At 42.3% G+C, this 13,001-nt stretch carries 13 protein-coding genes; 8 read left to right on the forward strand and 5 right to left on the reverse strand.

Annotation, left to right across the window (positions count from 1 at the left end; genetic code table 11):
- From tkt to pgl, 7 genes are all read left to right on the forward strand, one after another.
- A complete protein-coding gene (gene tkt, locus BDD43_RS18615; protein WP_121199086.1) occupies positions 1–2,013 on the forward strand; it encodes a transketolase in 2,013 nt (670 codons plus the stop codon).
- A gap of 83 nt (positions 2,014–2,096) precedes the next feature.
- A complete protein-coding gene (gene rpiA / locus BDD43_RS18620; RefSeq protein ID WP_121199087.1) occupies positions 2,097–2,804 on the forward strand; it encodes a ribose 5-phosphate isomerase A in 708 nt (235 codons plus the stop codon).
- A gap of 122 nt (positions 2,805–2,926) precedes the next feature.
- Complete coding sequence (gene tal / locus BDD43_RS18625; RefSeq protein WP_121199088.1) at positions 2,927–4,024, forward strand: transaldolase; 1,098 nt, start codon at positions 2,927–2,929, stop codon at positions 4,022–4,024.
- Positions 4,025–4,030: 6 nt separating this feature from the next.
- On the forward strand, positions 4,031–4,651 hold the full coding sequence (locus BDD43_RS18630; protein WP_121199089.1) for an HAD family hydrolase: 621 nt from the start codon (positions 4,031–4,033) through the stop codon (positions 4,649–4,651).
- A gap of 145 nt (positions 4,652–4,796) precedes the next feature.
- Positions 4,797–6,212: an NADP-dependent phosphogluconate dehydrogenase gene (gndA, locus tag BDD43_RS18635; protein ID WP_211339696.1), complete on the forward strand. Its 1,416-nt coding sequence runs from the start codon at positions 4,797–4,799 to the stop codon at positions 6,210–6,212.
- A gap of 100 nt (positions 6,213–6,312) precedes the next feature.
- On the forward strand, positions 6,313–7,830 hold the full coding sequence (gene zwf, locus BDD43_RS18640; protein WP_121199091.1) for a glucose-6-phosphate dehydrogenase: 1,518 nt from the start codon (positions 6,313–6,315) through the stop codon (positions 7,828–7,830).
- A gap of 1 nt (position 7,831) precedes the next feature.
- Positions 7,832–8,557, forward strand: coding sequence for a 6-phosphogluconolactonase (gene pgl, locus BDD43_RS18645; RefSeq protein ID WP_121199092.1), 726 nt, complete (start codon positions 7,832–7,834; stop codon positions 8,555–8,557).
- 65 nt (positions 8,558–8,622) lie between these two features.
- Here pgl and BDD43_RS18650 read toward each other — a convergent pair whose 3' ends face one another.
- The 5 genes from BDD43_RS18650 to BDD43_RS18670 form a co-directional block, all read right to left on the reverse strand.
- Positions 8,623–9,060, reverse strand: coding sequence for a carboxymuconolactone decarboxylase family protein (locus BDD43_RS18650; protein ID WP_121199093.1), 438 nt, complete (start codon positions 9,058–9,060; stop codon positions 8,623–8,625).
- 99 nt (positions 9,061–9,159) lie between these two features.
- Positions 9,160–9,576 (reverse strand): acyl-CoA thioesterase, encoded by a 417-nt coding sequence (locus tag BDD43_RS18655; RefSeq protein WP_121199094.1) that lies wholly within the window; start codon positions 9,574–9,576, stop codon positions 9,160–9,162.
- Complete coding sequence (gene mltG, locus BDD43_RS18660; protein ID WP_121199095.1) at positions 9,576–10,634, reverse strand: endolytic transglycosylase MltG; 1,059 nt, start codon at positions 10,632–10,634, stop codon at positions 9,576–9,578. Before mltG ends, BDD43_RS18655 begins: the two co-directional genes overlap by 1 nt.
- A 4-nt stretch (positions 10,635–10,638) precedes the next feature.
- Entirely contained in the window at positions 10,639–10,944 is a 306-nt protein-coding gene (locus BDD43_RS18665) for a rhodanese-like domain-containing protein (protein WP_121199096.1), read from the reverse strand.
- Between the two features lie 2 nt (positions 10,945–10,946).
- Entirely contained in the window at positions 10,947–11,717 is a 771-nt protein-coding gene (locus tag BDD43_RS18670) for a PASTA domain-containing protein (RefSeq protein ID WP_121199097.1), read from the reverse strand.
- Positions 11,718–12,007: 290 nt separating this feature from the next.
- On the opposite strand from BDD43_RS18670, the gene BDD43_RS18675 reads away from it, so the two are divergent.
- Entirely contained in the window at positions 12,008–12,991 is a 984-nt protein-coding gene (locus BDD43_RS18675; protein WP_121202033.1) for a D-alanine--D-alanine ligase, read from the forward strand.
- Positions 12,992–13,001: the final 10 nt, after the last annotated feature.

A 13,001-nucleotide genomic window follows, 5' to 3' on the forward strand; every position in this document is an offset into this window, starting at 1 on the left:
ATGAGTACAACAACAAAAAGCATTGAGGAACAAGGTATTGATACCATTAGGGTATTATCTGCAGATGCAGTTCAGAAAGCAAACTCCGGACACCCGGGTACCGCTATGGCGCTTGCACCAATGGCGCACGTTTTATGGAAAGAGTTTTTAAACTACAACCCTAAAAACACACACTGGGCCAATCGCGATAGGTTTATTCTTTCTGCGGGCCATGCCTGTATATTGCAATACAGCATTCTATATCTTACCGGTTACGATGTAAGTTTGGATGATATTAAAAATTTCCGCCAGATGAACAGCAAAACTGCTGGTCACCCGGAGTATGGTTTGTGCCCCGGCGTTGAAGTAACAACAGGCCCTTTAGGCGCAGGTTTTGCTAACGGAGTTGGTTTTGCAATAGCCCAAAAGTATTTGGCAGCAACTTACAACAAGCCAGATTTTGATCTTTTTGATTATCATATTTATACAATTTGCAGTGATGGCGATATGATGGAAGGTGTTTCTGCGGAAGCGGCTTCGTTAGCAGGGCACCTGGAATTGGGTAACATGATTTACTTATACGATGATAACAAAATATCAATTGAAGGCAGCACAGATATTACCTTTAACGAAGATGTAAACAAACGTTTTGAAGCCTATGGCTGGCATGTGCAGTTTGTTGATGATGTTAACGATGTTCATGCCCTGCAATTAGCCATTACAAATGCTAAGGCCGAAAAGCAAAAACCATCATTAATTCGCGTGCGTTCGTTAATAGCTTACGGTAGCCCAAATAAATCGGGTACTGCAGGTTCGCACGGTTCGCCACTGGGTGCCGACGAGATTAAATTGGTGAAAGAATTTTTTGGTTTTGATCCCGAAAAATCATTCGACGTAGATCCCGAAGTTTTAAAATACTACCACGAAATTGGTGCAAGGGGTGCTAAAACCGAAGAAAAATGGAATGCGTTATTTGCTGATTATAAAAAACAGTTCCCTGAACTTGCTGCCGAATACGAATTAGCTGCCAGCGGTAAACTTCCTGCCGATTGGTTAGAATCGTTACCAACCTTTAAAGCATCCGACCCGAAAATGGCAACCCGCCAGGCATCTGGTAAAGTATTAAACGCTATTGCGGGTAAAATACCGGGCCTAATTGGCGGTGCTGCCGATTTATCGCCTTCCACAGAAACAAACTTAAAATCGTTCGATTCGTTTACATCCGAGAATCGCGGTGGCCGTAACTTCCACTTCGGTATCCGTGAACACGCTATGGGTTCGGCTCTTAATGGTATGGCTTTAACGCCTGGCATTATCCCTTTTGGCGCAACCTTCCTGATGTTTAGCGAATATATGCGCCCGCCTATCCGTTTGGCGGCCATTATGAAGATCCGTTCGATATTTGTTTACACACACGATAGTATTGGTTTGGGCGAAGACGGTACAACTCACCAACCGGTTGAGCAATTGATATCGCTACGTTCTATCCCTAACATTACAGTAATTCGCCCGGCTGACGCTAACGAAACTGCTCAAGCCTGGAAAGTAGCTATAGAGCATACTACCGGCCCGGTTGTATTGGTATTTACCCGCCAGGGATTACCAATTTTAGATCAGGATAAATACGGTAAAGCAACAGATTTGGTTAAAGGTGCATACGTACTTTCGCCGGCTGAAGGCGATGCCGAACTGATTTTGATTGGTACAGGCTCGGAAGTTGATTTGGCTATGAAAGCACAAGCCAAATTAAAAGAAGAAGGTATTGCTGCCACAGTGGTAAGTATGCCATCGTGGGAGTTGTTTGAAAAACAAAGTGCCGAATACAAAGAAAGCGTGTTGCCTAAAGCGTTAAAAAAACGTATCGCTATTGAAGCAGGTTCTTATTTGGGCTGGCATAAATACGTTACCGACGAAGGTGATACAGTAACCATGAATACTTTTGGCGAATCTGCCCCGGCAGAAGAGTTGAACAAACATTTCGGCTTCACAGTTGATAATGTAGTTGCTAAGGCTAAAGCAGTATTGGGGAAATAAGCAATGAGAATCAAGAAGCCAGAATCAGGAATTAGGACTTTTTGTCTTACTTCTTGATTCTTGGCTCTTACTTCTGATTAAATATGAACTGGGAAAGTAGCTTAATTAAAAACCTTGGCTGGAGTGCCGATATTATCAATATCGGCGGTAAGCAAAAGGTAGCAGCCCAAATTGCCGAAAAGGTTAAAGATGGCGATGTGTTAGGTATTGGCTCCGGTTCTACAGTTTATTTGGCGTTGCTTGCTATTGCCGACAGGATAAAAAACGAGAAACTCAACATTAAAGGTATACCAACTTCGTTGGAAATATCCATGTTTTGCAGCAAGTTGGGTATTCCGTTAACAACCCTGTTTGAAAACAAACCCGATTGGCTATTTGACGGTGCCGACGAAGTTGACCCTAACAAAAGCCTGATAAAAGGCAGGGGAGGGGCAATGTTTAAAGAAAAACTGCTGATAAGTTGCAGCCCGGTAAATTATATTATTGTGGATGAATCGAAAATAGTAGATAAACTGGGAACTAATTTCCCGGTGCCTATCGAAATTTTTCCGCAATCGTTGTTGTACGTTGAGCAGGAGTTAAAGCAATTAGGCGCAACAAACATACTTTTAAGGCCCGCGAAGGGAAAAGACGGGCCGATAATTTCGGAAAACAATAACCTTATACTCGATTGCAAGTTTAATGATATTGACAGCAACATGGAAAAAAACATAAAGGGCATAACCGGCGTTATTGAAAGTGGGCTTTTTATAGGTTACAACGTTAATATTTTAGAAGCCGAAAATAAATAGCCATTTTTACCATGCCATAGCGCAATAATGATACTGCCATTATCAAACAAAAAATATTAATTCCCAACTTTAACTCACAGATCGCGATCTATTTAAAAACATTAAATTAAAAATAACCTACAATGTCAACAAATAAAGTAAAACAGATACACAGTTTTGGCCAAAGTATATGGCTTGATTTTATAGACCGGGCAATCATTTCGACCGGGAAATTACAAAAACTGATAGACGAAGATGGAGTAAGAGGTGTAACATCAAACCCGGCCATTTTTGAAAAAGCGATAACCAGCAGTTCAGACTATGATGCGGATATTAAAGTATTAGCAGCAGACAGCACCAGCAACGAAGAATTGTTTTTTGGCCTGGCTGTAAAGGATATTCAAACAGCCTGCGATTTATTTAGCGGTATTTATAACGAAGAAGTTAAAGGTGCCGATGGCTATGTTAGCTTAGAAGTATCGCCGTTTTTAGCGTTAAAAACAGACGAAACTATTGCGCAAGCCTTAAAACTTTGGAAACAAGTTGACCGCGAAAACGTAATGATTAAAATACCTGGAACGCAACCGGGTTTGGCCGCCATCCGCAAAGCAATTAGCGAAGGTTTAAATATTAACGTTACCCTATTGTTTGGTTTGCCACGCTACGAAGCTGTTGCCGAAGCTTATATTGCAGGTTTGGAAGACAGGTTGGCTGCCGGTAAAGCTATTGATAACATTTCGTCGGTAGCGAGTTTCTTTTTAAGCCGTATTGATGTTTTGGTTGACCCCATGTTAGATGAAAAAGGCTTAGGTGAGCTAAAAGGCGAAGTAGCTATTGCATCGGCTAAAAAGGCTTACGAAATTTATAAAAACGTGTTTAGTACCGAGCGTTGGGAAAAATTAGCTGCAGCCGGAGCAAAACCACAACGTTTATTATGGGCAAGTACAAGCAGCAAAAACCCTGCTTTTAAAGATACCAAGTATGTTGAGGCGCTTATTGGTAAAGACACTGTTGATACCGTTCCGTTAGAAACTATTGAGGCTTTCCGCGATCATGGTGTTGCTGCCGACGTTTTGGAAGATGGTTTAGATACTGCAACCGAAATATTGGAGAAAATAAAAGCTGCCGGTATTAATATTGACGAGATAACGCAACAATTAGAAGATGAGGGTATTGATAAATTTAACAAACCTTTTGAAAAATTGCTGCAAGCCATTGAAGATCAAAAAACTAAAGTATAAAACGCTTTGAAACCTCAACCCATAAAAGTATTATTTTTTGATGTTGGCGGTATTTTGCTTACCAATGGCTGGGGGCACGAATCGCGCAAGGTGGCTGCCGAAAAATTTGGTTTGGATTATGCCGAGGTTAATGTGCTGCACAATTTTATATTTAATGTGTACGAAATTGGCAGCATAACTTTGGATGATTACCTTGATACCGTTATTTTTAACGAGCCAAGAGATTTTACAAGGGAAGATTTTAAACAGTTTATTTACGCCCAATCGGTTGAGCTGCCAAATATGCTGGCCTGGTTAAAAGAATGGAAAAAAACATGCGGTTTCCGCATCATCTCCATCAATAACGAGGGCAAGGAGTTAAACGATTACCGGGTTGAAAAATTCAGGCTTCACGAGTGTTTTGATGCTTTTATATCATCATGCGAGGTAAAGATGCGAAAACCTGATCCGGGTATATTTAAACTTGCCATGGGTATTGCACAGGTATCCGAAAAGCAATGCGTTTACTTTGACGATAGGGTAATGTTTGTTACCACGGCGCAAAAACTTGGCATACAGGCTTATCAGTACACCGATTTTGAAAAAACTAAGGCGATACTTGAGAGATTGAAAAAGGAAAACGATTAAACAAACGCGTCATTGCGAGGTACGAAGCAATCTCTACATATGCAGAGCCGTTAAGCAGGTTTCTCTGTACAGAATAGAGATTGCCTCGTACCTAGCAACGATGGTGGTGAAATAAACTCAATAACCAATAAACTCGACTATAATAATGAGTACGAACGATAAATACGATTTTGGAATGATAGGGCTGGGCACAATGGGCCGGAACCTGTTATTAAATATGGCCGACCACGGTGTTGCCGGTGCCGGTTTTGATAAGGATGCCACCAAAGGTGCGCAACTTGAAAAAGAAGGTACAGGCAAAAAAGTGAAAGGCTTTAGCGAAGTTGAACCTTTTGTTGCCAGTTTAAATAGCCCTAAAGCTATTATGATGCTGGTACCGGCAGGTAAAATTGTTGATGAGGTTATTGAAGAGCTATTACCGTTTTTAGCCAAAGGTGATATACTGATTGATGGCGGCAACTCGCACTTTACTGATACCAACCGCAGGGTTGACTATCTGGAAAGTAAGGGCTTCCACTTTTTTGGAATGGGCGTTTCTGGTGGCGAGGAAGGTGCGCGCAAGGGCCCGAGCATGATGCCGGGTGGCGATAAGGAAGCTTACAACGTAATGAAACCCATACTGGAATCCATAGCCGCTAAGGTTGATGGGGCGCCATGTGTTACTTACATTGGCCCCGGAGCATCAGGCCATTTTGTTAAGATGGTGCATAACGGCATTGAGTACGCTTTGATGCAATTAATTGCCGAAACCTACGAAATTTTGCGTAACGGCTTAAAACTAAGCGATACCGAAATACATGGTGTGTTTGAGAAATGGAACGAAGGCCGTTTACAATCGTTTTTGATTGAAATAACCCGTGATATTTTTACTTACAAAGCCGAAGGTACCGACCATTTATTGGTAAACGATATTAAGGACGAAGCCCGCGCCAAAGGGACAGGTAAGTGGACATCGCAAGAAGCCATGAACTTGGAAACTCCAATTCCATCGGTTGATTCGGCAGTTTCTATGCGCGATTTGTCTAAATACAAATCATTACGTACCACAGCCTCCCAATTGTATGGCCATAGCGATGCACTGGCAGTTGATAAAGATGCATTTTTGGCGGTGCTTGAAGAAGCTTACTTTTTTAGTATGATTATTACGTACTCGCAGGGTATGCACATGTTATCTAAGGCCTCAACAGAATACAAGTACGAATTAAAACTTAACGAGATAGCTAAAATTTGGAGAGGTGGCTGCATTATCCGTTCTACCTTCTTAGAGCAAATTTATAATGCTTACAGCAAAGATACCAACCTTGAGCATTTACTTTTAGACGGCGATGTTAAAGATTTGGTTTTGGGCGCTTTGCCTGGTGCGCGTAATGTTATTGCAACTGCTGTAAGTGCAGGTATTGCCGTTCCGGCTTACGCGGCATCATTGAGTTATTTTGATAACTTCCGCACTAAAGATATGCCATCAAACTTAACACAGGCCCAACGTGATTATTTTGGAGCGCACACCTATGCCTTAATTGGCAAAGAGGGCGTTTTCCATACGCAATGGATGCCTAAATAAATTAGTGAATAGTTCATAGATCGTGGTTTATGGCAGAAATAATGCAATGAGGTTTCTGCTCGCCATTAACTATGATCTATGAATTTTTTAAACTATCAAAATGAAAACCATCAAATCACAACCTACCATATTCTTTATTTTTGGTGCAACCGGCGATTTAAGTTCGCGTAAACTGGCACCCGCATTATACAATTTGTTTTTAGACGGCTTTATGCCCGAGCAATTTGCCATTGTGGGCACGGGCCGTACCAAATTGAGCGACGAGGATTTTCAAACAAAAATTCACGATGGTATCAACAGCTTTTCGCGCAGCGGAAAAACAAAAGACGCGCAGTGGAACGCTTTCTCTAAAAATGTAATGTACCAGGTGTCGGACGCTAACGATGCCGAAACCTATAAAGAATTTGGCGTCAAGATAAAAGAAAAGCGCGAGGAGTGGGGGCAGGAGCCGTATGTGATATACTATTTGGCCGTGTCGCCAAACTTTTTTCCTATCATATCAAGCAATATTGCTAAGGCTGGCTTGGCCGCTGATAAAGAGCGGGTACGTGTGGTGATTGAAAAACCATTTGGCCATGACCTTGAAACCGCACGCGATTTAAATTCGCTACTTGCGGGTTTGTATGATGAGAAGCAAATTTACCGTATTGACCATTACCTGGGTAAAGAAACCGTGCAGAACATTATGGCATTCCGCTTTGCAAATGCCATTTTAGAGCCGCTTTGGAACCGTAATTACATAGAACATGTGCAAATATCGGTAACCGAGCAATTGGGTATGGGCGAGCGTGGCGATTACTATGACGGTGCAGGTGCTATGCGCGATATGATACAAAACCATATCCTCCAATTGCTTTGTTTGGTAGCAATGGAAGTGCCAATTAATTTTAGCGCCGACGAATTACGCAACCGCAAGGTGGAAGTTTTACGCGCCATGCGCCGCTTTACAGCCGACGATATACGCCACTCGGCAGTGCGCGGGCAATACGGTACTGGTTGGATTGAAGGGAAGCAAGTACCCGGTTACCGCGAAGAGAATAAGGTTAACCCCGATTCGAACACCGAGACTTTTGCGGCTGTTAAGTTTTTTGTAGATAACTGGCGCTGGCAGGGTGTGCCTTTTTACGTGCGTACAGGTAAAAGGCTGCATCAATCGGCTTCGGTAATTACCATACAGTTTAAGGATGTTCCGCACTTTGTTTTTCCGTCCGAAGCAACCGAGAGCTGGCAGCAAAACCGGCTCATTATTAGCATACAGCCCGAAATGAGCATTCGTTTACAGGTGCAAGCTAAACGCCCGGGGTTAGATATGATACTGAACGCCGTTGATATGGTGTTTGATTACAGCGGCACTTACGATGGCCAGGCACCCGAAGCTTATGAAACTTTATTGCTTGATACCATGCTGGGCGACCAAACCCTGTTTATGCGCGGCGACCAGGTTGAAGCAGCCTGGGAACTGATAATGCCGATATTAAACGCATGGCAAACTAAAAAGAGCCTGAGTTTCCCTAATTACGCGGCAGACTCGTGGGGGCCAGAAATTGCGGAAGCACTTATTGCCCGCGATGGTTTCCATTGGTTTACTTTGCCTTTAAATAACAGCAAAAAGAAGTAATATGGCCACGCTGAATATTTTTAGTACTACCGACGAAGTTTTAACCGGGCTTGCTGATTTTTTTGTACAATCGGCAACGGAGGCTATTGCCGAGCGTGAACGGTTTACCGTTGCCTTATCTGGCGGAAGCTCGCCAAAAAAATTGTATGAGCTTTTGGCTTCGGCAGCTTATAAGGAACAGGTTGAGTGGGATAAAGTTTATTTCTTTTTTGGAGATGAGCGCAACGTGCCCGACACCAATCCCGATAGTAATGCGCTGATGGTAAAGAAGGCTTTATTTGACCCTTTAAACATTGCGCAACAGCAAATATTTAAGGTAAACACCTTGCACAGTCCGGATGAGGCCGCAAAAGAATATGCCTATGATATTAAAGCCTTTTTTAATCACCAGGAGGTTGTTTTTGATTTGGTATTGCTTGGCTTGGGCGATAATTCACATACGGCATCGCTGTTTCCGCATACCGATATTTTACATGATATAAGTGCATCCGTTGAGCCGGTTTTTTTAGAAGATCAGCAGGTTTTCCGTATATCGTTTACGGCCTTGCTAATTAACCAGGCCAGGTATATTGCATTTTTAGTTTACGGGCAGGGCAAGGCCGAGGCCGTTCATCATGTACTTGAAGATGAGCGGAATATTGAAGAATATCCGGCTCAGTTGATTCGCACAGATGCCGATGTTCATTGGTTTTTAGATGAGCCAGCAGCATCGTTAATAAAAAAATAATCATTTTTCAATATCAACCAAAGCATCCTGAAAAAAGGATGCTTTGGTTATACAGATAATGCGCATTAATCGGCAGGTAACAGTCGCGTAGTTATGCTAATGCGGTTCCAGGCGTTTATGGCAACTATGGCCATTATGATTTGTGCCAGGTAATGCTCGCTAAATAATTGCGCGGCGCGTTGGTAGGTTTCGTCGGATACGCGGTTGGTAATTAGCGTGACTTCTTCGGTAAGTGCCAAAATAGCTTCTTCTTCGGGAGTAAAATAGTTGGTGTCGTGCCAGGCGTTTAGGGCGTAAATACGTTGCTCGGTTTCACCTGCCTTGCGGGCATCTTTGGTGTGCATGTTTATGCAATAAGCACAACCATTAATTTGCGATGCCCTTATCCTTATTAATTCCTGGTGTGTTTTGGATAAGCCGGTTGTTTCGAGGTATTGCTCTAAACCAAGCATGGCTTTGTATGCGGCGGGTTCGGTTTTTAGGACGTTAATTCTGTTGCTCATCATTTCTATATCTTTTTTGTTGATACAAAGTTGGGCAACAATGCAGTCACAAAAAATGAATCCTGATTAAGAAATTGCGCTACCCGAAAGTTAATACAATTACTGCGCCGAAGCAAAAAACGGCTTCATTTTAGCCAGAAAGTAATTTGGGGGCATACATGGGCGTTTGGTTTCCATGTTTACAAAAACGAGCAGGGTTTCGCCAATATTAATTAGTTCTTCCTTCTCGTTAAACAATTCGTATTTAAAATGGATGCGCACGCCGGGCATTTTTTCTACCGTTACCCTAATGGTTATTTCCTCATCGTATAGAGCGGGTTTAATGTATTTGCAGTGCAGCTCTAAAACGGGCATCATTACGCCATATTCTTCCATCCCCTTATAGGTTAGGCCCAGGGTTCGCAGCATTTCAACACGGGCAACTTCGTAAAACTCGGCATAATTACCATAGTACATATAGCCCATTTGGTCGGTTTCGCCATACCTTACCCGCAACTTGTTGGTGGTTACAAACATTAGCGTTTAATATTACGTTCGTTTAAAGCCTTCTGAAATTTATGAGCGTTTATTAAGTGCTGCGCCATTGTGGTGGCAAAGTTGTGGTAGCCCGAAAAATCTTCCTTAGCGCACATGTATATGTAATCGTTATGCTGATAATCCAATACAGCCTTTATGGCATTGATGCTAGGCATCATAACAGGGCCGGGAGGCAAACCCTTGTACATATAGGTGTTGTATGGCGAAACAATGGCCAGTTGCTTGTTTAATACCCTATGAATAGTAAAATCGTTAGCGGCAAATATTACCGTTGGGTCCGATTCTAACTTCATTCCCTTTTTCAAACGGTTTAAATACAGCCCGGCAATAGCAGGCATTTCGGCGTCGTACGTTGCTTCGGCATCAACAATAGAAGCTAAAGTTGAAACCTGGGCAGGATCAAGATTAATGGCTTGGGCTTTTTGTTTACGTTCCGGCGTCCAAAACTTTTGGTAGGCGCCATAAAAATGGGCCAGTAATTTTTTAGGAGATGAGTTCCAGTAAAAATCGTAGGTATTGGGCAATATCATTGCGTAAATATTATCCTTGGTGAAACCGAGTTTCTGCTCATATTCGGCAGAGTCGAGCAGGTTAATTATGGATAACGAATCGGCCTCCAGCTTTTTTGCCATATAGCCTGCAAAATCTTCTTTTTTACGCAGGTTTTTGAGGGTTATTTTAACGGCTTCCTGCCTGCCGCTCATCAGCATATTAATCAGGTCGCGGTTGCTCATGCCGCTTTTTAGGCGGTAGCGGCCCGGCTTAACATGGTTTACGTATTTTTTATTATGGGCGGCCCACATAAAGGTAGTTGAATCGCGCACGATACCTTGCTCACGGATAGTTTTATAAACGTCGCTAAAATTTGAACCTGTGCGGATGTAAAGATACTGCTGCTGATCGGTAACGTTAGGGCCGTAGTATCTGAGGTAATAAAAAAGGCCGGTTGCCCCTAATGCGAATACAATAATGATAACGAGTGCTATGATAAACTTCCGGAAAATGCCGCCTTTATCCTTTTTTTGGGTAGTATCCATGTTATTAATACTTAGTATTGAGTTTTTGGATGGCCGTTAAACCGCCTTCCAGGTTTTTAACGTTTTGATAACCGTTTTGCTGTAATATATGTTTGCCGGTTTTACTGCGTAAACCCATTTTGCAAATCACAATAATTTCTTCGTCTTTATCCCAATCCAAATCATCCAACATAGTTGGAAGTTTGCCTAATGGTATATTGGAGCCGCCTATGTTATAGGTATGAAACTCCAGTTCGTCGCGCACGTCTAATAAATTTATAATTTCGCCACTTTGCAATTTTTCAATTAAAGCGGCTGCACTAATATTCATTGTTAATTTTTTTGCGTCACCGTAAGGTTAATATGTGTGCCAATACTCACTTTACCTACCGAATCGCTCTTCATTGGGTTTTGCGCTACAACGGTAACTTTTGTGGTATCGGTTATGGTGCCCTGGTAAGTTATATTGCCAATTACCAGTCCCGAGTTTTTAATGGCAAACCGTGCTTCGTCCAACTCTAAATTTACTACTTCGGGTATCTCAACTTCGCTTGCGCCTGCGCCGTCGCCCAAAACCAAATCAATTTTTGAGCCTTTAGGTATGCGGCTTCCTGGTTTTAAAACCTGTCCGCCAAAGCGTACTTCAAGTACACGGTCGCGCGCAATATCAGGTTTGTAGGTTGTATCGCCCACTTTTAAGCCAAAGTTTGAAATGTTAGCAACAGCCGTGCGGTAAGTATCCTGTGTTAAATCGGGCAGGGAAACATCGGGAGCCTGGCGTTTTACAACGGTTAAATAAATGGCGCGGTTCTCTTTTACGTTAGTACCGGCGTCGGGATCTTGCAAAATAACGGTGCCGGGCTCTTTATCCAGTACATAAACCGAATCGATATGCGGATCGTGAAAGCCCTGTGCATCAAGCAAAGCAATGGCCTTATCGGCCTGCATACCCTCCAGATTAGGCACCGGAACGCCCGAGCCATGGCGGGTATAATAACCAAGGCTAAAAAACGCTATCATTACGATAACAACAACGGTTGCTATGGCTACGCCCAAATTGATGTAAAAATTGCGGGTTTTCAGGTAATCTAAAACTTTACTCATTTAAATTTAAACTTTCTTGTTGTTTTGTTATTTGTTGACCAAACATAGCTTAAAAATTCCAAATTTGAAGCCTTAACCGGGCATTTTAAATAACAATGAATAAATTTTTTAACGCGGAAAATGATTGCGAAGGTTTATATTTGGAAGCCTGTTAATCTGTTTTCAAACCTATAACAAATTGGAAGCAGTTAGTTTGAAAAAAATAATTTAATAGTGAAGCAAGGTGGGCCAAGCCATATTAATTATTGGCTTACTGCGTTTTCACAGCCTTAAAAAACAATAATATACTAATGAAAAACATAGCCCTGTTGGCCGGCGGTTTTAGCGGCGAATACGAAGTTTCGGTAAAAAGCGCTAAATACATTGCCGCCAATTTAAAAACTGATAAATATAAGGTTTACACCATTTTAATAACCAAAGAACGCTGGTTTTACGTTACCGATAGCAACGAAGAAGTTAATGTTGATAAAAACGATTTTAGCCTTACCCTTAACGGCGAAAAAATAACATTTGATTTTGCTTTTATTACCGTGCATGGTACTCCCGGCGAAGATGGTAAACTGCAAGGTTATTTTGATATGATAGGCATCCCTTATAATACCTGCGATGCTACAACATCGGCCATTACCATGAACAAGGCTTATACCAAGGCGATAGTAAATGGTATTGAGGGTTTACATGCTGCAAAATCGATGCAGTTATTTCAGCACGACGGGCACGATGTTGCCAGCATTGCCGCACGGTTAAAATTTCCGTTATTTATTAAACCCAATAATGGTGGTAGCAGTGTGGGCATGAGCAAGGTACACAATGTTGCTGCATTACCGCAAGCACTTGAAAAAGCTTTTAACGAAGACCACCAGGTTTTGGTTGAGGAGTTTATTAAGGGCCGCGAATTTAGCATTGGTATTGTGCGCCTTAATGGCGAACTGAAGGTTTTGCCTGCTACGGAAATTATAAGTTCGAAAGAGTTTTTTGATTACGAAGCCAAATATACCGATGGCGTGTCTGAAGAAATAACACCGGCCGACCTTAGCCCCGAGCAGTATAAAACCATTGGCCGTATTGTGAGCGATGTTTACCTACGCCTTAACTGCCACGGCATGACCCGCCTGGATTTTATTTTGCAGGAAGATACTTTGGATTTTTATTTTATTGAAATTAATACCACGCCCGGCCAAACAGCCAACAGCCTGATACCACAGCAGGTGCGCGCAGCGGGAATTGATATTAAGGATTTTTATGATGCATTGATAGTAGGCGGTTTACGGTAGTTGTAACAAA

Source organism: Mucilaginibacter gracilis, from assembly GCF_003633615.1.
Classification (GTDB): domain Bacteria; phylum Bacteroidota; class Bacteroidia; order Sphingobacteriales; family Sphingobacteriaceae; genus Mucilaginibacter; species Mucilaginibacter gracilis.